The organism is Rhizobium sp. No.120 (assembly GCF_054558365.1).
Window position 1 is genome coordinate 259,532 of sequence record NZ_BAAJNQ010000006.1, and the last position, 23,720, is coordinate 283,251.

Annotated in this window: 13 protein-coding genes and 1 pseudogene; 6 read left to right on the forward strand and 8 right to left on the reverse strand. The window is 56.2% G+C overall.

The window, feature by feature from the left end; all coding sequences use genetic code 11:
* Positions 1 to 282 precede the first annotated feature (282 nt).
* The 4 genes from ACYJRZ_RS19350 to ACYJRZ_RS19365 are packed head-to-tail and all read left to right on the forward strand — an operon-like array spanning position 283 to position 10,400.
* Entirely contained in the window at positions 283 to 2,118 is a 1,836-nt protein-coding gene (locus tag ACYJRZ_RS19350; protein WP_459461618.1) for an AAA family ATPase, read from the forward strand.
* Entirely contained in the window at positions 2,115 to 2,786 is a 672-nt protein-coding gene (locus ACYJRZ_RS19355; protein WP_459461620.1) for a 4Fe-4S single cluster domain-containing protein, read from the forward strand. The genes ACYJRZ_RS19350 and ACYJRZ_RS19355 overlap by 4 nt, the downstream gene beginning before the upstream one ends.
* Positions 2,779 to 9,051 (forward strand): protein kinase domain-containing protein, encoded by a 6,273-nt coding sequence (locus ACYJRZ_RS19360; protein ID WP_459461622.1) that lies wholly within the window; start codon positions 2,779 to 2,781, stop codon positions 9,049 to 9,051. The genes ACYJRZ_RS19355 and ACYJRZ_RS19360 overlap by 8 nt, the downstream gene beginning before the upstream one ends.
* The gene (locus ACYJRZ_RS19365; RefSeq protein WP_459461624.1) at positions 9,048 to 10,400 is read left to right on the forward strand and encodes a hypothetical protein; all 1,353 of its coding nucleotides are present in this window, start codon (positions 9,048 to 9,050) and stop codon (positions 10,398 to 10,400) included. Before ACYJRZ_RS19360 ends, ACYJRZ_RS19365 begins: the two co-directional genes overlap by 4 nt.
* A 255-nt stretch (positions 10,401 to 10,655) precedes the next feature.
* Here ACYJRZ_RS19365 and ACYJRZ_RS19370 read toward each other — a convergent pair whose 3' ends face one another.
* The 3 genes and pseudogenes from ACYJRZ_RS19370 to ACYJRZ_RS19380 form a co-directional block, all read right to left on the reverse strand.
* On the reverse strand, positions 10,656 to 11,546 hold the full coding sequence (locus ACYJRZ_RS19370; protein ID WP_459461626.1) for a hypothetical protein: 891 nt from the start codon (positions 11,544 to 11,546) through the stop codon (positions 10,656 to 10,658).
* A 6-nt stretch (positions 11,547 to 11,552) separates the two neighbouring features.
* A complete protein-coding gene (locus tag ACYJRZ_RS19375; RefSeq protein ID WP_459461686.1) occupies positions 11,553 to 13,073 on the reverse strand; it encodes a hypothetical protein in 1,521 nt (506 codons plus the stop codon).
* Positions 13,074 to 13,124: 51 nt separating this feature from the next.
* Positions 13,125 to 13,205: pseudogene (locus ACYJRZ_RS19380) on the reverse strand (SEC-C metal-binding domain-containing protein); the annotation flags it as partial.
* Positions 13,206 to 13,632: 427 nt separating this feature from the next.
* Between ACYJRZ_RS19380 and ACYJRZ_RS19385 the strand changes: the two are divergent.
* Positions 13,633 to 14,793 carry a hypothetical protein gene (locus ACYJRZ_RS19385; RefSeq protein ID WP_459461628.1) on the forward strand — a complete coding sequence of 387 codons (1,161 nt, stop codon included), beginning with the start codon at positions 13,633 to 13,635 and terminating at the stop codon, positions 14,791 to 14,793.
* A gap of 790 nt (positions 14,794 to 15,583) precedes the next feature.
* On the opposite strand, the gene ACYJRZ_RS19390 is transcribed toward ACYJRZ_RS19385, so the two are convergent.
* Genes ACYJRZ_RS19390 through ACYJRZ_RS19400 form a run of 3 tightly spaced genes read right to left on the reverse strand, consistent with a single transcriptional unit; the run spans position 15,584 to position 21,022 of the window.
* Complete coding sequence (locus ACYJRZ_RS19390; protein WP_459461630.1) at positions 15,584 to 18,841, reverse strand: error-prone DNA polymerase; 3,258 nt, start codon at positions 18,839 to 18,841, stop codon at positions 15,584 to 15,586.
* The gene (locus tag ACYJRZ_RS19395; protein WP_459461632.1) at positions 18,838 to 20,349 is read right to left on the reverse strand and encodes a Y-family DNA polymerase; all 1,512 of its coding nucleotides are present in this window, start codon (positions 20,347 to 20,349) and stop codon (positions 18,838 to 18,840) included. Before ACYJRZ_RS19395 ends, ACYJRZ_RS19390 begins: the two co-directional genes overlap by 4 nt.
* Positions 20,270 to 21,022, reverse strand: coding sequence for an ImuA family protein (locus tag ACYJRZ_RS19400; protein ID WP_459461634.1), 753 nt, complete (start codon positions 21,020 to 21,022; stop codon positions 20,270 to 20,272). The genes ACYJRZ_RS19395 and ACYJRZ_RS19400 overlap by 80 nt, the downstream gene beginning before the upstream one ends.
* A gap of 394 nt (positions 21,023 to 21,416) precedes the next feature.
* On the opposite strand from ACYJRZ_RS19400, the gene ACYJRZ_RS19405 reads away from it, so the two are divergent.
* Positions 21,417 to 22,262 (forward strand): trypsin-like serine peptidase, encoded by an 846-nt coding sequence (locus tag ACYJRZ_RS19405; RefSeq protein ID WP_459461636.1) that lies wholly within the window; start codon positions 21,417 to 21,419, stop codon positions 22,260 to 22,262.
* Positions 22,263 to 22,354: 92 nt separating this feature from the next.
* On the opposite strand, the gene ACYJRZ_RS19410 is transcribed toward ACYJRZ_RS19405, so the two are convergent.
* Positions 22,355 to 22,915, reverse strand: coding sequence for a hypothetical protein (locus tag ACYJRZ_RS19410; RefSeq protein WP_459461638.1), 561 nt, complete (start codon positions 22,913 to 22,915; stop codon positions 22,355 to 22,357).
* A gap of 45 nt (positions 22,916 to 22,960) precedes the next feature.
* Positions 22,961 to 23,608 carry an SOS response-associated peptidase gene (locus ACYJRZ_RS19415; protein ID WP_459461640.1) on the reverse strand — a complete coding sequence of 216 codons (648 nt, stop codon included), beginning with the start codon at positions 23,606 to 23,608 and terminating at the stop codon, positions 22,961 to 22,963.
* Positions 23,609 to 23,720 lie beyond the last annotated feature (112 nt).

A 23,720-nucleotide genomic window follows, 5' to 3' on the forward strand; every position in this document is an offset into this window, starting at 1 on the left:
CTGATAGCGAGAGGCCACCCTTCGACCTTAACTAAGGATATCGATATGAAGCTAAGGTTATGTTTCGTTATCGAGCCAAAAGGCATGCATCAAAACGGCCACACCTATCCGCTGGCATCAGCAGCTGCGACGGATTTGGATGTCATCTCAGCTTCCAGACCTCAATGCGACAATCTGGATTGTTGCTAATGAGCTATCCTCGATTGAAAAGGCCTGATTGTGCTCTTATTCCATCTATTCAACCGCAGGCATCTCTTATAAAGTCGGCCACGGAGGGAAAAATTGACAGATATCTCGACCACAAAATCCCGCTGGCTACGAGACCTTTCTCGGTTTTTGTCGCTTAAAAGCCAGTTCGTACTTACCGGAAACGTACGCGATCTGCAGGCCTATGATGTACAACCGGGAACGATAGCGGCAATCCCACTCATCCATTGCCTGGATAGCGAACTACGGGCCCAAGGCTATCGGGACGTTATCGTTTTCACGCCCATGTCGGGTTTCAGTCTCGCCTCTCCAGTCCCCGGCACTGACATAGCGGCGGCACTTGGCAGGCTTGGCATTCAGAACCAGTCGGATGGCGTCCTTGGACTGGAAAGTCTGACCGCAGCCCTTCCCGCCTTTGTCGAAGCAAAGGGCGAACCCGCCGCACTTATCGTCGACTTTGCTTCAAGGCTGATCAATCGGAGCGACGCACTCCTCGCCGCAGAACAGGCTTTGTTTGCCCGGGCGCAAATCTGCTCGTCGAACGCAAGACCCAGACCATCCGGCGATAGTCGAAGGCCGTTTTATAACGCTGTCATTTGGATTGCAGACAAGGAATCCGACGTCCCCGATTGGTTCGTGGTCGAAAACCCCAGAATCCGGCATATCCCGATCGCCGCCCCGGATAACCTTATTCGCAAATCCATCGCTCCTAACATTCTTCGAGGATTGCCGGATTCCCGTGACGTCTCCACAGAGGATTTCGACAAGGCCATCGATACCTTCGTGAATCTGACGAACGGACTGCTGCTTTCGGATATGAATGCCATCGCTCAGCTCGGCCGGAACGACAATCTTTCCGTCCACCAGATCGCCGACGCCATCCGCCGCTACAAGGTTGGTGTCACCGATGACCCTTGGCGGAAGATCGATCGAGCCCGGATCGCGGGAGCGGAAGACTTCATCCGTTCACGCGTTAAAGGCCAGAGCCACGCCGTCGTTCACATGCTCGATATTATCAAGCGAGCAGTGACGGGCGTTGGCAGGTCGTCTTCGAACGGGCGGCCGCGAGGTGTGGCCTTCCTTGCCGGCCCCACTGGCGTCGGGAAGACGGAACTAGCGAAGACGATCACGAGCCTCCTGTTCGGAGACGAGTCCGCCTATATTCGGTTCGACATGTCCGAATTTAGCGCCGAGCATGCGGACCAGCGGTTGATTGGCGCTCCTCCCGGCTACGTAGGTTACGATGCAGGCGGTGAGCTTACGAACGCGATCCGAGAGAAGCCTTTCAGTGTCGTGCTCTTTGACGAAATCGAGAAGGCTCACCCACGAATCCTCGACAAATTTCTGCAGATCCTAGATGACGGCGTCCTGACTTCCGGGCGCGGTGATCGCGTATATTTCTCAGAGGCGATTATCCTCTTTACCTCAAACCTCGGGATCTACCGATCCGACGCGTCGGGTGTCCGAATTCCGAACGTCGTGCCAGGTGACAGCCATCCCGACGTGGTGGCAAAGGTGCGCGAGGAGATTGATCGACATTTCAAACTCGTCTTGAATCGCCCCGAGATCCTAAATCGAATGGGCGAAAACGTCATTGTCTTCGATTTCATCCGCAGACCCGTCGCCGAGCAGATTTTTGCACAGATAGTCCAGGGTCTGCTCGACCAGACGCGAACAATTGGATACGACGTCTCTCTCTCGAGCTCCGCGGAAGCCGACCTTCGCGAACATTGCCTAGCGGATCTGTCAAACGGTGGTCGCGGCATTCGGAACAAGGTCGAGGCTTATCTTGCGAACCCTCTGTCACGGGCACTCTTTGACTCGGGCAAGACGGACGGGTCCTTCATCGTAAGTGCGATACAGATCGAACCCCTGGTCGCGCTGGAGTTGGCCGAGAAACGTCGATCATGACCTCGATCGCGCTATCACGGCTTCATTTTCCGATTACAACTCTTGGGCCGGGCAACCGGATCGGCATTTGGTTCCAGGGATGCTCGATACGATGTCCCGGCTGCATCTCCGCAGACACTTGGGCGGTGGGTCGGAATTTGACAGACGTGGACGCCGTCATCAATGCCTTGAATCGTTGGCTTCCCGACGCAGATGGCTTGACCGTTTCGGGCGGCGAGCCATTTGACCAACCAGATGCGCTAACCGAACTCTTACAAGCTTTTCGCCGGCGTTCCGACGCCGATATCCTGGTGTATTCAGGATATCCGGTAGAAAAAATCATGCCCTATCTCAAGAAGTTGGATGGATTGGTGGATGCATTGATCTCCGATCCATATCTTGCCGAAGCCCCTCAGACGAAAGCCTTGAGAGGTAGTGACAACCAGCGACTTCACTCTCTGACTCCGCTCGGCGAAAATCGGTTCGCGTCATACGAGCGAGCAAACCAGTCCGAAGAGAAAAAATTCGACCTCATGATGGATGCCGATGGTACGGTCTGGATGGCCGGAATACCCGAACGGGGAGTTTTCGAAAAGCTATCGCGCCATTTATCGAACCAACATCATACGTTCCTCACCACCGAAGACCGTTCCATAAGCCGAGCACGTCGAGGCAAGCCCCATGATTAGACTCTGTCCTAACTGCAACACCGAACGTCCGCTGAGCGAATTCTTCTGCCAAAATGTGCTGACTGGCGGAAAAACCTGCAACTGGGATCTGACGTCGGTCGCGATCCGTGAGCCGGGTGCGAGTTCCGCCCAGTCTGCAGACAGCTTGCTAGACGTTTCAGCTCCCGCCGCCTCACTCCCACATGAGCGGACCTGCCCCAACGGTCATCCCGTCGAAGAGGGTGATCTTCTTTGCGTGACCTGCGGTGCGGAGATCGAAATGGACGGCCCCGCTCTCGCCACCGTTGTCGCGGAGCCTGCTTCTAACACCAGTCCCGTATCGGCGTCGGTTCCGACCGAAATTGGCGGTTGGACCGTTGAGTCCCGGATCGCCTCATCGAGTTCGGTCCGTGAACGGTTTATCGCGACGAATCCGGTTAGCGGACAAAGGGGCGTCCTGACGCTTTATGCTGATGGAGCGGAGCCTGACACCGCAGTCTACGATGCGATCCGGAATATGCCTCATGATCATCTGCCGGAAATTTTCGAAATCGGCCGCTGGAACGGCCGCGCGTACGAAATCAGTGAGGAGATCACCGGCGGGACTCTCGAACAACTTATAGCGAACTCCAGCGACACCGACCTCCTACGCACTATCACCTTCGAGATTGGGAAAGCGCTAGGCTCGTTCTCTCAGGCGGGCCTGCGCCACCGTGACATTCGTCCATCGAACGTCCTGATCCGAACAGCGGCCCCTCTGGATCTTGTGATCAGCGGTTTCGGCTCAGCCCGGCTTTCCGACTACGATTTGGATATTGTCGCTCCACTGGAAACCACACGCTATATGGCTCCGGAAGCCATTGCGGGCGGTGTTTCGGCGGCTTCCGACTGGTGGAGCCTGGGCATGATCGTCCTCGAGATCGCTACCGCCGGAAAATGCTTCGAAGGCATCAATTCACATGCACTGTTGATCCATATCATTACCAATGGCGTCGAAATCCCGACCGACATACATCCAACAATCGCAGTTTTGCTGAGGGGATTGCTAACACGCGATCACCGAGACCGCTGGCAGTGGCGCGAGGTCAGAGCCTGGTATGAAGGCGAAGACGTCCCGATATCAGACACTGGACAACAGACACCAGAGCCAGACAGTCGCGCAGCGATTTCACTCGGCGGCAAGGAGTTCCGCAAACCGTCCAGCTACGCCTTGGCGGCCGCTGAACCCGGGAACTGGGACGAGGCTCGAAACCAGGTAACCCGCGGGAGCGTCGCGGCATGGGTCGAAGACGCAGGGATCGATCCGGCTGCGCAAGCCGCCATCCGCCGCCTTTCCCACACGGAAGGCCTGATGGACGACCTGAAGCTTTCGCTTGCGCTAAAGATTCTGCATCCCTCCATGCCGCTCATCGTCAAGGGGAACATCGTCACGCCTGGTTGGTTGCTCGACCATCCGGTAGAAGGCACCGAGCTGATCTTCGGTCCCGCCACCGAGTTCTTACACCGACTGGATGCTGAAGAATGGCTTCAGAGAATGAAGCTGCGCGGACTTTCGGTCCGGGAAAAGGCAAAGCAGTTTGCAATTCAGTTAAACGAGGAAGACCTGCAAGTCCATCTGCTGTCGACCTCAAAAGCCCGCTTGGCGGCGCTCTGGGCTGAGCGAAGAGGCATCTTTCCAGACACGGATCATGCTGGCCTTAATTCCCTGATCGAACGACGTCAAACAACAGAAGAGGATTTTATTCTCCTTCTGTCGGCGGAAGTTAGCCAATTCCGGTCGGTTGACGAAATCCTCGAGGAGGCTTCCAAAACTGCTGATCGCGCCGGAGTGCATTTCTTCGACCGCGAAGAGGCCAGAGAACTGTTGCAGCACTCTCGCCGCGATCTTCATGCAATGATCGAAGATCGCCTCAACGGTTTCTCACGCTCCGGCGTCGAGCGAGTTGACGAATGGGCCGACCAATTCCGCCTAGATCGCAGGATAAGTCTCGACCGATCGCTGGTCCTGCTTTCGGTACCCGCCGAACACTGGCTGGAGCCGCCGAAGCAGGCATATGTGTCGACGTTGCTCGAATACTTCTCGAAGAAGATCTCGGGAAGCATTCTACGCGGCCCTCTCACCAAAATGACGATCGGCAAAACGACGCCACGTGTGGACGTCATGGAATTGGGGACGGAACGTCGTCCAGCTCCCGCCCTTCTCGACCATATCCTTGCGCGATCCGAACAGACACAGATGCTAGACCCCGCAGCGATCGGGGTTTCGGATACGCTTGAGCGCCGCATGCGGAGCCTCCATGCCCACTCGACTTTATACAAGCGAGATACGGGGATCGACGGAATGTATCTTGGTTTTCCCTTCTTGCTACATCGGGAAGACCGGACTCGCACCCGAATTGCGCCGATCCTCCTGTGGCCAATCAAGATTATCCCCGAGGTTGGAAACCGTGGACACGCGTCGATTGGGTTTGATCGGGATCGTGATGAGGTCCGCCTCAATCCAGCATTCGAAGGCATGTTCGGTATTGACGCGGCACGGCGGTGGCAGGAAGCAGCGAACGATTTGCTCGGTCGCTCAACCCTGACTGCCGCCGACGTGGTTGACGGCTTCGGCGGGCTGGCCGAACTCGGAGTTCGCCAACTCGGGCAGTTGCCGGGAAAAGATACAACGGTGGAGATTGGTCGGCCTAAGATCGTCTGTGCCGGGGTTTTCTTCCACCTCGCCTACATGGGACAAGCTATCGTCGAGGACCTGCGAGCTCTAAAGGGCAAGCAACTGAGCGATAGCGGACTTGAGACTGCTCTGAAGGTTACAGACGCCGAACCGGCGGTACCGGAAGCTGCGAAGGTTCCGGAACTCGATCGCTACTTCACCGTCGCCAGCGATCCATCACAGGAAGCTGCGGTATTAGAGGCGAGAAACGCACCGGGACTGGTCATCCAGGGACCACCCGGTACGGGAAAAAGCCAAACGATCGTCAATATGGTAGCTGACGCAATCGGGCGAAAGAAGAGCCTTCTCGTCGTCTGCCAAAAGCAGGCTGCCCTAGAGGTCGTCAAAAAACGCCTGGAAGCCGAGGGTCTCGAAGATCGCATCTTCATGATCACAGATACCAATCGTGACCGTGAGCCGATTATAATGGCCATCCGTGACCAGCTGACGGCGCAGCACGGTGGGGCCGGAGCACAAGGCTGGCGAAGAGACCGCCAGAATCTTGCTATGCGCATCGAGACGATCGAAAAGGACCTCAATGTCCATCATGAAGCACTCCATCACGTCGACGAAACCACCGGCTTGTCGTACCGCGAGCTACTCGGTGAGTTGATCGAGCTAGAAGCTTCGGAAGTCTCGTTGGATGTCCCCAGCTTGCGGCGGCTTTTCGCAAGATTGGAGCCAGGAGCGGTCGCCGCTCTGGCCGAAGCGTGCGCGTCTCAAGCGCGTTTCTGGTTGCCGTCGCAATTTGAAGGTAACGCATTGGCGACGCTAAAGATCTTCAATCCAGACGAAGCCAATATGTCTGCATTCAGAGGAGATTTCATAGCTTTTGTTGACTCTGAAACCGAGCGTCTGGCTATCCTGACCAAGACCGACCACGCGCTCCCAATGAACGATCCCGAACCATATCGTCTGTGGTTCGATCGATACGACGCCGAGTTCCAGCAACTGGAAGACCAGGAGAGACACAACCTGGCTCGATGGCTCCGCTTCTGTGGACGATCCGGCACTGGCAGCAAGGCACTTGAAATTGCCAGCGGGCTTGCCGAACTTGCGGGTCGTTTGCGCTCGTTGCTCGGCACCTCGCCCCCTGAGAACATTCGCATCCGGATGGCGGCCCTCGATGGCAACGCCCTTCAATCCGATGTCGATTTGGCGCGAGCAGTCTCGATCCAACCGACCGGGCTTGGAAAACTGAACCCGTTCCGCTGGCTTCGCGCTAAACGGCTCAAAGCCCGAACGGCAGAGTTGGGTCTGGAAGGAGCGGCCGCAACTGATCTGCTACGAGCAGGCGAATGGGAGCTTCAACTGCGGCCACTCCGCGAGGCTCTAGTCGCGACCCTCGAGGGATTGGGCGACGGCAAGCTGGTTAACCGCGAGATGCCTCGGGATGCTCTGGCACGTGTAGCCGACAACCGCCACGCTGCTCTCAAAAAAACGCAAGCGCTTGCGGATGCGGCATTTGCGTTCCCGTCGGCTGATGCCATGGGACAGGTCGTCGCAAAAGCCACGCTGGCGCAGTACGAGCAGCTACGCGACAGCGCCGAACAGGCGTTCGAACGTCACGAAGCCAAGCAATTCAGCCGCGCGTCGTTGTCGAACGCGGAACAATGGCTCGAACCCGGCTGGGTCGAGGCAAGATTGCGGTCGATCAACAACGACGAAGGTAACGACACCGCTATCGACGCTATATTCAGTGCGCTTACAACGTTGGAGCCTTTCCAACGTTTCCGCATCCGGCTGAATGCCCTCCCCGCAGAAGGCATGGAAATCTTCGCGGTGCTTCGCACCAAGGAGAACGACTTGCTGGCCGTCCCAGTTCACAAACTTGAGGACGAGGTCCGGAAGATTATCAATCGTGAGGCCCGTCTGGCGTGGAAGACGAAGCTTGAAAGTGAATTCCCGCAACTCCTCTACGATGCATCCGAGTTGCAATCGAAGATCCGCACAGTCGCTGAAAGCGAACGCGCGATGCGCCGAGCGAACAAACAGATGCTCACATACGGCATCGACGGATCGAGGGTCGCCTCCGAGCGTGAATGGGAACCGATTACAAGGCTCAGGGGCCAGAGGGCTCAGCGCTTGCGCGAGTTCCTCGAAAAAGGTCCCGATCTCGGTCTGATGGAACTCCGGCCTGTCTGGTTGATGAACCCAGACGTTGCAAGCCGCGTGCTTCCGCTCCGAAAGGGCATGTTCGACATTGTCATCTACGATGAAGCGTCGCAGATGCCCGTCGAGTACGCGTTGCCAACCCTATTCCGTGGCAAGATTGCCATCGTAAGCGGCGATGAAAAGCAGATGCCTCCAACGGCCTTCTTCTCCAGTAAAGTCGAGAACGACGAGGCCGACGTGTTTGACGGCGAAGATCTGGATGAGGACGCAACGGAAGTCGAACGCGAGACCTATAACGACACCTGGAACCGTCGCGAGATAAAAGATTGCCCTGACCTTTTGCAGCTTGCGAAGTCGGTCATGCCGACCACGACGCTGCAAATCCACTATCGCTCTGCCTACCGCGAGCTGATCGGTTTTTCTAACGCATCCTTCTATGCGAACCGCCTGAGCGTTCCTGTTCGCCATCCCGACGACGAGATCCGGCGCGCTAAACCGATAGAAGTTGTCCGCGCGGACGGGGTTTACTCCGATCAGAAGAACGAAATCGAGGCCGAGAAGGTTGTCGACGTGTTGGCCGATCTCTGGAAAGCCGACGGCCGCAAACCCACCGTCGGCATCGTAACCTTCAACAGAAAGCAAGCAGACCTGATTGACGAAGTCCTCGAAGCCAGAGCCCGGCGGGATGAACAGTTCAGGACCATGCTTACTCGCGAGCGCGACCGTGTGGAGGGCGGTGAAGACGTTGGCTTTTTCGTCAAGAACGTCGAAAACGTTCAGGGTGATGAACGCGATGTGATCATCTTCTCCTCAACTTTCGGCCGCAACGCCCAGGGTAGCTTCCGTCGAAACTTCGGTGTCCTTGGGCAAAAGGGCGGCGAGCGACGTTTGAACGTCGCGGTTACGCGTGCACGTTCGAAGGTCATCATGGTGACATCCATGCCTACCGAGCTGGTGTCTGACATGCTATCCAGCCGGCGTAAACCGACCATTCCCCGAGACTACCTCCAAGGATATCTCGAATATGCAAGGATGATGTCCGACGGCGACTTCACAAGCGGGCGCACGCTCCTCGATCGCCTGGTAACGGAACGATCCGCTATGCAATATCGCGGCGAAGACTCTCTCGACGGTTTCGCCAACTCGGTGTTCGAATTTCTTTCCGGATTGGGTGTGGAGCCCCATCGAGTCAATGACGGCAGTGCATTTGGGCTTGACTTTGCTATCGAGGATCCGCGAACGGGTCTTTACGGACTTGGGATCGAATGCGATGCACCGCGGCACAAGATACTTGATAACGCCCGTGCACGCGAAATCTGGCGACCAAGCGTTCTGAAGAGATCAATCCCGAACATCCACCGCGTTTCCTCGCACGGATGGTACCATAATCCAGATGAGGAACGGCAGCATCTCCGCAGTGCTGTCGAAGCCGCACTCTACAAGGAGGCTGCTGAATGAGTGGACCGAAAGTTGTCAAGATCGTCACGCGCGAAGAACTTATCGACATCTGCCGGGGCCACATAGCAACGCTTCGCGCGGCTGCTGGACAATGGGAACGGATCGGCAGGCGAAATGACACCATAAACGACGGAGATATTGCCGCTGTCCAAGCAAGGATAAATGCGATGGAGCAATTGCTTAGGGCGGACAAGTTTGCGGATCTACAAAAGCGTGTACCTGCTGAGATTGCGTTTCTGACTGCTGATTTAGAAGACCGTCTTCAGAAGGCGGCCGACGCGAAAGCATCCGAACGAACGAAGGAGAAAAGGCTGCGTGCAGCGGCCGCAACCCTATCCCGCATGCTCGGGGAGAGGCAGATGCCAATCCCACCCGAACTGGCGACACCTGCCCGGCATTCTGTCCAAGAACTTGAAGCGGCAATTTCGAAAGCACTGGAAGCCGTTTCTCCACCACAGCAAGCCGTAGAACCATCACAACGCCAAAGAGAGCTCGCTGCCGCCCTCTCCCAGGACGAGGAACGGACCACCTTTGCAGCTTGGCTTGAGAGCCGGGGGGACGATAGCGACCCCAAGCTAGCGGCTCTCGAACGTCAACTCGATGAATTAAAAGCCCTAGACCTTTCCACGGCAGCCGTGTTTACGGAGCGCGTCCGTTCGATATCTGATGAGCCCCCGTCGAGGCACTCTCTCCTGATTGACAGCCTTACCGTCGATGTAGCGAGCGCAAAACGAGATGCCAGAGAACGCCTGACCCTGCGGATCGAGCTTGCTTCGCTGAGAGCGCAACTGGCCCTGGTCGAAGACGGGGCAGCTCTTCGGCAGCTGGAAGAAATCGATCGCCTCGGGAGCGATAATCCGTCGGCCACCGAGTTGAAATCCATGATCGAAGCATCGTCCTCGCTGGTGGAGAGCCTGCGGAAGGCTAAGGCAGAGCGTGATCGTCGGAGAGTTCTGCTGTCGGGGTTGGCCGAGCTTGGATATGAGGTCAAAGAGGGGATGGAAACTGCGTGGGTTGAGAACGGTCGTATAGTTTTGAGGCGATCGACGGACCCTGACACTGGCGTGGAGCTTGGTGGCAATCCACAAGCCGCCCTGCAAATGCGCGCGGTGGCGTTCGAGAGCGCGACGTCACCACATAACATAGCGAACGACGTAAAAGCCGAGACGAAATTCTGCGATGACATCGCTCAATTGCGGTCAAAACTTGCATCGACAGGGACAGAGTTCGCGGTCGTGAAGGCGCTCGGTGTTGGAGCTACGCCTGTGAAGACAATTGTGGTCGATGATGAACGGGAACGGCGTTATGAGGCCGCAAACCGCCGACCGTCAGAACAGGCGAAAAGATAGCCATTTGAGAAGCTTGGCGAAATTATCCGTAGGACATGGCGTCAGGTCTGACGCCTATCTCATTCAAGCGCCGTTCGGCGCATTGTGTAACGATTCCTGCCCTTGCGTAAGGTACTATCACGTTTTCGCAGGTCGCACCCATTCAGCCTATCGTATCGGCTACGCTTCCCGCAAGGCCGATGTTAACGAGAGCATCACAGGTAGGCTCGCGCGGAAAGGCATTCTGCAGGGTCCAAGTAAGACAAAACTGGACAATCAATTCTTGTGATCTCTTACGATCGCACGGATATATGAGAAAATTTCGCGATCAATCGACTGCAACTCTTTTCGCTTCTCATCGAATACTTTGCTGATGTCCCTACTCGTCTCTCGCTGACTCCGTTCACTGTGAGAGACAATGAGGTGACAAGCAACGACAGCGATGTAGAGGATCGTCAAACCGTTGATGACGTGCTTTTCGTTATACTCAGCGGGGACTCCGTGGCAAACCTGGTGGCGATTTGGAACTGTTGCGAAAGCTCTGCGGTATTTCTTCCTAATGTCTTCTCTTGATCGAGCATATGCAAAATCGATCGCTCCAAGATTTGCAAAAATGAATCTCTCAGCCGCCATTGCAGTACCAGCGATCCCTAGTGGTGCGTCAATATAGAGATTGACCACACCTAAGCGCATGTCGAAGACACTCGCGAGGCTGTCTTCCTCGCCGGGCTCGTGAAGATACCGACGAACAACCCCCTCAACTTCTGGGAAAATGGCCCGGAGGGAGTAAACGGGCGGCGCGATCTGCACAAATTCACCGATCGCTTCCATGATCCGGGCATCTTCTGAGAGTCCCATAGTGTCCAGTGAGGCGGCATATCTCTGCGACACCAATCCAGGCTCAATTGGCTGCAACTCGGCGACATGCTCACACAGAGGCAATGATGGCAGAAAGCCTTGTCGGAGAAATCGAGAACGATCTTTAGCCCCTTGATCTGTCTGATACGGAAATTTGAGCAACATTTCAAACCCTTGCTGCACTTCCGGACGCTTGAGCCATGCATCCAGCTTTTGCAAGGCGTCGGAGATGGACACCACCAGGCCTCCGATGGAGTTCTTGAGGGGGAGCGTCTGGGATTCGGCCGAAGCCTCGGGTTCCTTTACCATGTGCGATCAATCTTCGGGTCGAGGCGTTTCGGTTCGTAGCCGCCTCAAAGCGCCTTCATCACTGAGAGAGACGACCATTTTTGTTACTTCACGTGCGACTCTCGCCAATAGCTCATCGCGGCTCAATTTTTCGAATTCAGCTTTCTGCGGATGGTTACCAAGCTGATTGAGGAGCTGGGACCGATCGAAGTCTCGATACATTTCCAACGCGCGATCGTAAAACCCGAGGGGACCAGACGCATCCCCTTGTGGTCCTTCCGGCTTTCCGAAGATCGCATTCCCAAGCACCGCGGCTGCCTTCATTTCCTGATCAGAGAGCGGGATCTTGATCAGTACCTGTGCAGCGGTCCGGTCGTCGCTGATCACTGCAATCGCCTCCTGTCCCATGGAGATGATTTCCGTGATCTGACCTACCGCCGGCGCACCGTCCTGATCGGCATATTCGAGATGATCGCCGATCTGCGGAATTTTGATGGGCATTCCCGATGGATCGAGCAATTCATCTGGCACACCATCAAAGCTGGTTGGGAACCGCTGTACCTCGTTGAAGCAGTTCAGAACACGTCGGATCGGTCGATGTTTGTCATGGCGCTCCATTGCAACTTCAATATCGATTGTGTCGCCCCGAAAATCTTGCATCCGAAACCCTTGCAACAGCGCGAAAAAGGGGACCTCCGTAGCGTCATCATTGGCAAGGTCGACATTGTTTGTAACCACGACATAAGCCGGAGGCGGCTCTTTGCCATCCACCGTCATTGTCTCGGCCTCTAGAATAGCTTCGCCAACCAGCTTTTGCAGTTTCTCAGCGTCGTCGTAACCGAACTGCTTCCCAATGCCGAGTTCGAACCAGTAAACCGGGTTCCTCAACTTTTTCTTCGACGCTGCATGTAGTTTATCACGTAGCCAAGATCTAAGTTCCGAAATGAAGGCGTCGCTATCGAAGTTAATCTCGGTCTTCCAACTACGTTTTCGCTTGGCCTCGACAGAATATTGCTGATTTGGACCGAATGTGGCGAAGAATTCTGGCTTCGCCCCATTGCCCTTGGAATCCTCGGCTCCGACGATCTTTGCGCCAGCGACTGCGAAAGCCGCTGCGACGATCGCTTCATAGCATGCGGGATCGAAATCGATAGGCTTTTGGAGTCGTTTGACCAAACTCCTCGGTGGGGCGTCGTTGTGCTCGATGAGATAGAGCGCATAGCAAAAGCGTGCCAAGGCTGAGGAATATCCGCGCAGAGGAATTCCTTTTCCGCTGCCTGCCGCGTTGATGTCCGCCCCGAGGCGGCCAAGCCACCGCAGAACGGGATGGTTGGGCATCGTCTGCAAGGCGTTCTTTCCCCATTCGACACCCATCACATGCTTCATGTTATCTATGAGGAAATCATTGAAGTAGCGCCAAGCACTTGAATACATGAACCTCTTGCCAACCGCGACAAATCGAAAGCCCATGTGTTCTACGGTTATAACAGGGCGACCATGACCCTGCTGTCGCTTGCGTAAAAGCTCCTTGGATTCGTGCTTACGCAAAAGGTTTCGTACATCGGCATCCGAAGGACCTGCGAATAGTTTCTCCGGGAGCTTCCCGTGACAATGCTTGTACTTTTTGCCGCTTTTGCAGGGGCAAGGTGCATTGCGGGGAATGCGTTTCGCGGGTCTCATAGCGGAGTTTTAGCATGTGATGAGTGATTCGCGCACAAGTGCATACAGAGATATCGAAATCTCGGCCATTTGCTCAAGCGAAACTGGACCGTCGTATCAAAAGAAGAAGGCACCAGCTCCTGATAAGGCTCTCCATAGATACTCTAAGGATCCTCGGTCATAAATTTTTGCTGCGGTCTTGACTGCTCTTTGAAGCAATTTGCCGTAAAGCGCGGGTTCGTAGCCTCGTCGGATACCTTTCGACTCGGTTTCCTAGTTCTCATTCACTATTTCGGTCCACAAACCAGCCAAACGTTGATTGCGCGCCTCATATCGTCAGCCTCAAAGGTCCAAACACCTCATGTCTTTGGACTCGATTCTGACGTCCGTTGAGTACCGGATGATCAACGCTTATATGCTGACGAGCTGTATCTTCATATAGGCTCCCATGACCCTCGAGGAATTCACCGCTCAGCTGAACGGCTCCACCTTTTGGAAGGAGTTCACCTTCTCCCAAAACCAGTTTTCACCTCGACCTGGCCAAGAGCTAGAACTCGCAGATAGCTTTGTTTGGCTTGGAGAGACCGCTTTTGTCATTCAGATGAAAGAGCGCGCGAAGCCCACGGACGACCCAGACATCGAAAAACGTTGGTTCAAGGATGCAATCCTGCGGACAGCCGTAAGGCAGATCAAGGATTCCATCCGGTTCCTGAGCGAACACGACGCCATATCGATCGCCAACGAGCGCGGCCAACGTTATGACGTCAGCAGCAGCGACGTTCGGCATCTCGAAAAGATTATCCTCTATGCCGCGGGTGCTTCACTACCTGAGGATTGTCGGCGCGTGCGATACCATGTTAGCCAGACCGCCGGTTTCATCCACATTTTCCAACGGGACGACTATCGGCAGGTAGTCCAAACCCTGGCCGTTCCAGAGGAGGTCAGGCGTTATTTTCGGTATCGCGAGACGTCGCTTATCGAGTTGGCGAGCACCAAAACGGTTGTGGACGAACCCGACATCCTCGCCGCCTATATGTTCGACGAAGCGCTGCCGACCGCCAGATCACACAAGGCACTAGCCCGTCTGATCGACGACCACGAGAAAGTCGATATCGCTCCAGTGATGAACCGTCTGGCGGACCATATTCAGAATTCGGATGGGAGCAGCGACTACACTCGCATCCTGATCGAGTTCGCGAAGTTGCCCAGATCGGGGTGGAGGGCTGTAAAGGAACGGCTTGATCTCTCCATCTCCCAGGCCATGAAGGGCGAATTTGACCGCTCGTACAGATTCCAGTTCCCGCCCAACGATTGCAGCTTCATGTTCTCACCATTCTTTCCGGGGAAACCAACGACAGGCCCGGAGGGCGAGGAAGCGAGGCGGATGAGCCTGCAAAACCTGACGGCGGTCGCGAAATATCTGGCCAAGACCAGTAAAGGAATCGGTGTCCTCGTTTCAAAGGACGGCGATCATCTGCATCTTGACTGGTGCCTGATAGAGCATGCGTGGGAACAGGACGCCGATCTCGATGCTCGCCTGCAGAATCATAACCTCTTCGGGGCCGTCAGAGAGAAGAAGGTCGACGGGTATTACTTCCGGAACCTGTGATGCGTTGCCGATTATCTGCGGAATGAGTTTTCACGAAATCCTGCCCAGACCCATCCCGTGAACCAGCCAAGGATGAATAGTGCGATGGGTGGCAACGATGAAATTTCGGCCACAAGCCACGGCGAATGCGCACTAGGTGGAGTAAAACCTTGTTTATCGACGATTGATCCCGCAGGCAGATAGATGTCGTCCCAATTCCTTTCCCAGGCATGGCAGCTTGGCTGCCCTATTTTGCAAGGAGGGACAGAAAAAGTCTGCGTGCCTGGCGAGCGCAAGGGCCACGTTATTTCGGGCGAGACGGCCAACAACGCGCCCATACCAATGAGCCATAGCAAGGTAACGACCACCCAAAGCCTGAACCATCCGCGAGACCAATTCATCGGCCTGTCGCTTTCTGAAGCTCGTTCATCAGTCCCTCGCTGCAAAACTGTTCATTTCGCAGTCAAACTATGGGCATGAAGCGCTTTTGGGGAAGCCTCAAACAGCTTCTCCCTAACTAAAATTCATGCGAGCGCGACAACTAGACCCCGTCTTCCTTGTTCCGGACCGAGATATGACCCTTTCCGTCTGGTAGACGCTGCACTTCGATGGCGATGTCATAGCCCAGCGCCGTCAGCTTGGCCCGATGCAGACGGTAATATTCCTCGGCGCTCTTCCGCTTCTTAATGAGGTAATTGATCTCCTCGCGCGGAATTTCACCGTCCTTGCGACTTCTTGGTGCCGGCGTGTAGGATGAAAATCGCCTTCACGAATTCGGCCGCAAGCGTGACTTTTCGGTAAGTGGCGTAATTCAGTGAAAATTCCGGGTCTTCACCTTCAGCGTATCGATATGCAAATCCGGCACATAGATGTCCCTGGGCTTGACGGTACGTTTCGGGATCTCGCGAGGATCTGGACCACCACCATGAGTAAAATGGTCCGCCTTGGTAAATGGCAACGTGAAGGACTGGTCGCGGTCGGCCAAGCCCGACAGATCACCAGACAGATCGAAGAGCTGCTGTGCGACCAGATGGACGACCTCCCCTTCCCGCTGGATGCGGCCATTAATTGCCATCATCGACGATCCGAGTAGGACACGCCGACGGCGTTCGAACAGCGTCGGCCAAACGACGATGTTCGCCGGGCCGGTCTCATCTTCGATTGTCACGAACATCACGCCCTTGGCTGAGCCCGGTCTCTGCCGCACGAGCACAAGTCCAGCAGTCAACAACCAGCGACCGTCCCGAGCACCCATTGCTTCCGTGCAGGTGACGATGCTGCGTTCGGTCAAATCCCTGCGGAGGAATGCGATCGGATGCTCCCGAAGCGTCAACCCCGTGTGGCTGTAATCCTCCACGACATTGTGACCCTCGGTCATCTGCCGAAGAACGACATCAGGTTCTTGCTGTTCGGCAATCGCTCGCGCCTCCCGTTCGGACGCAGCGGCAAAAAGCGGTAACGGTTCGTCCCGTAGCGCCTTGATCGCCCATAGCGCGTCACGTCGTTGGAGTTTCAGCGACGGAAGGAACGCGTCGGCTTCGGCAAGCTCGACCAGTGACGCGGCAGGCACTCCGGATCGCCGCCACATGTCGTCAACGCTCTCGAAAGGCAGATCCATGCGGGCGGCCGTTATCCGTGCGGCATTCGCCGCCGCCAGCCCTCGCACCACGCGCATGCCCAGTCGGACGGCATGGCGCTCGCTGCCTTCGACGGGTTCGAGTGTGCAGTCCCACCGGGAGCGGTTGATGCAGACAGGCCGAACCTCGACGCCATGTCGTTGAGCATCCTGAACGATCTGGGCGGGAGCATAGAAACCCATCGGCTGCGAGTTCAACAAGGCCGCACAGAACGCGTCCGGATGATGCCATTTCACGAAGCTGCTTGCGTAAGCAATCAGTGCAAAGGAAGCAGCGTGGCTCTCGGGGAATCCATAGCTGCCGAATCCTTCAAGCTGGCTGAAGGTCTTTTCGGCGAATTCTGGCGAGTAGCCGTTCCGAACCATGCCGGAGACGAGCTTGTCCTTGAACTTCGACACCCCGCCCGTGAACTTGAAGGTCGCCATGGATTTGCGCAGTTGGTCGGCCTCGCCTCCGGTAAACCCGGCGCAGACCATCGCCACCTTCATCGCGCTCTCCTGAAACAGCGGCACCCCGAGTGTCTTGCCAAGCACGGCTTCAAGTTCCGGTGTCGGATACTCGACGTTTTCCTTGCCTTCACGTCTGCGCAGATACGGATGCACCATGTCGCCCTGGATGGGGCCGGGTCGGACGATGGCGACCTGAATGACAAGGTCGTAGAAGGTCCGAGGCTTCATTCTCGGCAACATCGACATCTGAGCACGGGACTCGATCTGGAAGGTACCAAGGGTGTCAGCCTTGCGGATCATGGCATAGGTCGCCGGATCCTCCTGCTCTATGTTCGCCAAATTCAGATCGATGTTCTTGTGCTGGCGAATAAGTTCAAAGGCCTTGGACATGCAGGTGAGCATGCCGAGAGCCAAGACATCGACCTTCATCATCTTCAACGCTTCGACATCGTCCTTGTCCCACTCAATAACCTGTCGGTCCTTCATGGTGGCTGGCTCAATCGGTACAAGATCATCGAGACGATCATGGGTAAGCACGAAGCCGCCAGGATGTTGGCCTAGATGCCTGGGAGCACCCATGAGCTGCTGGGCAAGTTTAAGCGTCAGGACGAGACGACGGTCGTCGGGATTGAGGTTCAACTCCCTGACATTCTTCTCGCTGATCTCCTCCGACCATGCCCACATCCCCGACGACAAGGACTTGATGACATCTTCCGGCAGACCGAGCGCCTTGCCGACGTCGCGAATGGCTCCTTTTGCTCGGTAGCGCGTCACCGTGGAGCACAGCGCCGCCTTGTCATGCCCATAGGTCTTGTAGATCCATTGGATTACCTCTTCGCGCCGCTCGTGCTCGAAGTCGACGTCGATATCAGGCGGCTCGTCACGCTCCTGGCTGACGAAGCGCTCGAAGAGCAGGTTGTTCGTCTCTGGATCGATCGAGGTGATGCCGAGGATATAGCAAACGGCGGAGTTGGCTGCCGAGCCACGCCCCTGACAAAGAATGCCTTGCGAACGGGCATAGCGGACAATGGAGAACACCGTCAGGAAGTATGGGGCGTATTTCATGGTGCGGATCAGATCGAGTTCGTGCCTGACCACCTTCAGCACCGATGGCGGCAACCCTTCCGGATAGCGGTTCGGAACGCATTCCCGAACATAATGCTCCAGGGATTCCTGGGCGGTCTTGCCCGGTACGATGGCCTCCTCCGGATACTGATAGGTTAGCTCCTCGAGCGAGAACTTGCAGCGGTCGACGATCTCCATCGTCCGCCGGAGCGCCTCGGGGTACCTTGGAAAAAGACGTTCCATCTCTTCCGGTGGCTTGAGGAAGCGGTCCGCATGCCGCTCCCGCTCGAAACCGACCTCATCAATGGTCATGTTGTTGCGGATACAGGTGACGACATCCTGAAGCTGGCGGCGGCCGGGCTCGTGGAACAGCACGTCGTTGGTGACAACCGTCTTCACCTTGAAACGTGCCGCGAGATTGGACAGCTCGTGCAACCGCATCTGGTCGTTCGGCCGTCGACGAAGACAGAGCGAAAGGTAGGCACGATCACCAAAGATATCGGCGAGCTTCCTCAATTGGACGGCACAGGTCTCGTCGGTGAGATCGGGCACAAGGATTCCGATCAGGCCCTCGGCATAGAGAGCGACATCCTCGATATGGAGGATGCAGTTGTCCTTGCCACCCCTGGATTTTCCCAGTGTCAGCAGCCTGGTCAGGCGGGAGTATGAGGTGCGGTCGGTGGGATAGATCAGGATCGACATGTCGTCCTGCAGATCGAGACGGCAACCGACGACGAGACGCAGCCCTGTCGCCCGCGATGCTTCCAGCGCCCGGACGATCCCGGCAAGGCTGTTGCGATCGACGATGCCGAGCGCCTCCATCCCCAGCATCTTCGCCGTCGCAAACAGCTCGTCGGCAGAGGATGCGCCGCGCAGGAAGGAGAAATGGGTGGTGACCTGCAGCTCGGCATATCTCATGCGAAGATCCCGTGCAGAAACCAGAGATGCGATCCCGTCTCCGCATCGATGCCGTCACCGCTGCGAAAGATCCAGAAGCGTTCACCGCCTTCGTCCTCGATGACGAAGTAATCGCGCACCGCCGAGAGTTCACTGTCGCGCTTCCACCACTCCCCGAATATTCTCTCAGGGCCGTCGGCACGTTTCACGCGACGCCGCTTGCCGCGCCAGGTAATGCTGGCGGGCGGGTGGTCCGGCAAAAGTGCGATGGCTTCGATTCTATCGGGCTTGGCCAATAGTCGCACGGGGCGCGGCCAATGGTGGACCCATGACTCCACGCTTTCGTCGACAGCCGCCGGAATGCGACGGATACTGCGTTCGGGAACGTCCGACGCGACGGGGGCAATCCGATAGACACGCTGCCCGCGATTGCCGAAAATGTCGATCAAGGGCGTGATGTCCTTATCCGAGTCACCGACCAGTGAAGATGACTGCTGCTCATCGCCAAGTGGCTCAGTCATGATCGCAATGAGCGTCAGCTTCTCGATGCCGAAACCCGGCTCGATCTTTTCGGTGCGGTCCCGAAACAGCTTCATGAGCCAGGCGATGTCGCGGGCTGGCTTGGCTGTTCCCGCACGTATGGCTTGCCTGATGCCATCGACCTTCTCGACGATGAGGTCGGTCCGCCGTACCCCGAGACCCTTGCGTTGCAACTCGGCGACAAGCTGCATGATCAGCCGTCCAACATACTTGTCGATCGTCTCCGCCGCACCGATCGGCTCGGCAAAGGAGCGACTGACCTCGATCAGGTCGGGCGTCCGGATCGGGTCAATTGGTTCCGATATCCGACCGAAGATCTGATCGAGCCGTCGGCCGATTTCGGGACCAAAGCGAAGAGCCAATGGTGCACGTGGTGTCGCTGACAGTTCACCGATCGTCTTAAAACCCAACGTCCGCAGATCACCGACGATCTTGTCCGGCAATCGCAGCTTAGAAACTGGCAGGTGTTCAACCGCACGGACGGTCTCTCCAGGCGGTATGATGACGATTTCCCGGTTGATGGCACGGGCGCAGGCATGGGCAGCCCCCCATGTGTCGGCGATAGCGACGCGGGTCGTCAGTCCCCTCGCCCGGAATCGATTGGCAATTCCGGTCAGCATCGGCAGTTCGCCGCCCTGCAGATGGTCGGCACCTTCCGTGTCCATGACGATCCCATCGAGACCATCCACGGCGACGATCGGCGAATATTGCGTGAGCGCCCAGAACGAGATCCGTTCCAGAGCGACCGCATCTGCAGATGGATCGGCGTCGACCATCAACAGTCCACCGAATAGAGCCTGCGCTTCGGCTGCTTTCATGCCGACACGAACGCCGACCTTCTTCGCCGCAGCGTCGACGGCGGATACCCAGCGCTTGGAGCCGTTCCTGGCAATGACGACGACTGGCTGTTCAGTCGGAATAGCGGGATCTGCCCGCCTGATCCTGTCGGTCGGAAGGTCCGGTAGAAATATCGATACGACCCGAGGCATCACACGCTCCAACGACAAACTCGGCGCATTCGCCTGCTTTCACTCTCATCAATTCCAGAAACCACCTCGCGCGGCCGACACCTGGAACCGGCAGGTCTTCCGAAGGCAGCACGCTGACCCGCCAGCGTGTCGTCGAGGCAGTTGGCTGCCCGAAATCACTGGCTTCGGCCTGTCTGCGCCAACGCCTGACGACGAGGCACATCGTGCCGGTCTTTTCTGCCGCCAACTGTAGGCGACGGGAGGCAACCATCGACAGTCTCACGATCTCGCCAACGACAACTCCAATGCCGCCAAAGGCCAGGGCTTCTTCCATCGACGCCAGGATATCTTCCTCCTTGTCGGCCTCTACGAAGACGACCCGATCAGGATGAAGGCCCGCCTGCGCCAATGCCGGAAAGAACAGGTCCGGCCGCGTCAGGCACCAGACGATCTTTCCATTCGTCCGTGCCGCAACCCCGGCAACAAACAGGGCGACAGCCGCACCGTCGACGACACCCGCCCCACCCCCGGCAAACTCGTGCAACGCGCCATAGGCAAGGCCCCCGCCTGGAAGAACGGCGTCGATCTCAGGAACTCCAAACGGCAAATAGTCTGCTTTACGCCCGGCATTCCGCTCCAGTGCAGCGATGCGGGTACGAAGATCCGATATGACGTGCTCACGCGCAGCCGTCATTATTCACTGAATCCTTTCGGTTCGTGGATGGAAAACACGACCTGATGTCGTCATAAATGATTTATGTTCACGTTCTGTTCCAAAGCATGCCGAGTGTCAAGATGGAGCAAAACAGGAATTTATTCCCCTAGTTTCAGTGGATTTGAAATTACCTCAGTGAATCAAATCGGTAGTCTGCGGATACCGCCAAGCATTGGTGCAGAATATTTTTGGCCTTTACGCCCTTACACGGATCACGGCGATAGTTTTTTGTTCGGGAGCGTGCCCTTAACTGCGTTGTGCGATGGCTGGACCTGCGCCCGGTCTAGTTGTATCAAGAAGATCTAGCGGGCGGGATATCCGAAGAATGGTTTTGGCGTCGCGGTCCAAACAGAAGCGGGAGGAAAAGCCAGACATGTCACGTTTATCAATGGGGTCGCTCTCAATCGTTGCTCGGCAGCTGCCGCAACTATTCGCAATCATACTTGTATTGATCCTCGGATCTTCTTACGCCAAAGCAGGAGCCATTGGCGGCGATAATCGGCACCCAATCGATGAGTATGCCAAATTACACAGCATGTCGCCGGATGAGGCCCGCAAGAAGTTCGGTGCGTCGGGCCGGATCATGTGCCCCTTTGGCGAGGCTAGCGCCTTCCTTATTTTCAAGTCCAATATTGTCGTCACCGCAAGACATGTTCTTTTTCCCGAAGCGAGCATGGGCGGCTACGCTGGTCGGATGTCGATTACGCGTTGTGGCTTTGAGGTGAGCGACGGCAAAGGGTCGAAATGGCACAAGGTTGATGTTCGATCTTTCCTCTATCCCGATGCCGTGCAACGTTCGCTGACGGACCGCTTTGATTGGGTCGTGATGCGACTATCCGAACCAGTAACCGAGTTCGAGCCGTATCATATGCCTTCAAAGCCTGTTTCTGCGGGCGAAAAGATCACAATGGCCACTATTCGCCAGGACAACTTTCTTCCCGACGATTGGAACGAGCGAATTCTCACTGATTGTAGGATACGTGCAATCGACAATATTGATGGCGTCGCCGCCAGTGGCATTCGCACAGATTGTTCCTCCGGCCATGGTGCGTCGGGTGGCGCGTTGCTCCGCCAAGGACCTCAAGGTCTGGAAGCAGTTGGCGTCATGAGTTCGATGAGTGCGTCTTGCACGAAGTTCAACCGAAAGCGCTGCTATACCTTTGCCGTCGGCTTCGAACCGGAACTTGTCGCAGCCGTGCACAAACTTGCAGGAGAATGAGTGTTGGTTGCTACGATGGGGAACGAAGCGTCCCTTCAGCAGAACGCGCTGTGATCGAGGTGGCAAGATACGCTAATAACGGTCGGTGAACGTTACCCGTCAAAGCGCTCCCGTAAGAATTCTCTACCACGTGTTAGTGCGCTGGCAACGGATTCTCCGTTCCATGGGAACTCCAGCAGTCTTTGTTGCGAGCCTTTGGTGAAGCTCATGATGATAAATCCGGGCTTGATCCGTGTGGAACTCCAATCAAATCCGTATCCGTCATCCATAACCTTGCCAGAGAACATCACGTTAAGGTGGCGCTCTACAGTCCTACCCGGTGACTCCCAACTGTGATCCTGGATCAGAATACCGATCTGATGGTCATAATATTCCACGCCGAAAACGACAGTCATTCGGTCGCGACCTGACCATTCCACGGACGTGGCCGTCCTCCTTACGTCGACGATGAGATCATCGCATCCCATACAGCCACAATTGCAGATGCCTATGATAAGGCGACCTTCATGTCCTTCGGTAAGCTGGCGAACAAGGTCGGGGGGATCGAGACCCAAATGGTCGTTTCCGATCCAGTCTAAGCCATCAACGATTAACCTCACTTCGTGCGTATTGTGTTCGTCATGGGAGAGGATTTGATACGAAAAGGTGCTCATGTAATCTGAAGGTACAGAAAAGGTTCCATGCCCGCAATGGACCGGCTACAGCAGCACGGCGTCCTCAGGCCCCGATGCCTTCTTCTTTACCCAAAGATCGCTTGTCTGCTCCATCTGCATCAATTCAGGCGGATAGACGCGTTGCTGGAGGGCAAGTAGGTCGTCGAGGCTACCTTTCATCCACCGTTCGTAATCGTCCCGATGTAAGATTACAGGCATCCGGTCGTGAACTGGCGACACTGCCGCGTTCGCCGCCGTCATGGCTCCGGAATATACCGGCCCCCATTCATCAGAGATACGCCAAAGCCCACCCCACGCGAAGATCGGTTCATTGGAAAGGCTGAACCAGGTCCTGGTCTTCTTTCCCTTCGGTCCTTCCGGCTCTGCGAAATGCGTGACAGGTATCAGGCAACGCCATTGGGGTTTACGAGCAACACCGACCCACATCGGTTTCGTCAGTTCCGCGATGTTGTTCACCGGGATCGGTTTCGCTTCAGGCTTCATCGTTTTGAGACGCAAGGGAAAGCCCCACGTCATCGACCGCATTTCCCGAACACCGTCTTGCTCAACGACAGCAACACCAGGTGTGCCGGGATATACTTCCTCCGGAGCATTCGATTTGACCGGGTTGGCTACACCAAAATAGCGGGCGACTTCTTCAGCTGACTTCCGAACAGTATACAGATTGCACATGCTGCAGCGTTCCTTTCGATCAAATCAGGATCGTTTCCGGCCGTCGGCGAAATTTCAATTGAGGCGTATTGCGTCGCTCGGATACGGTCTATGGCTTTGACAATACGACATT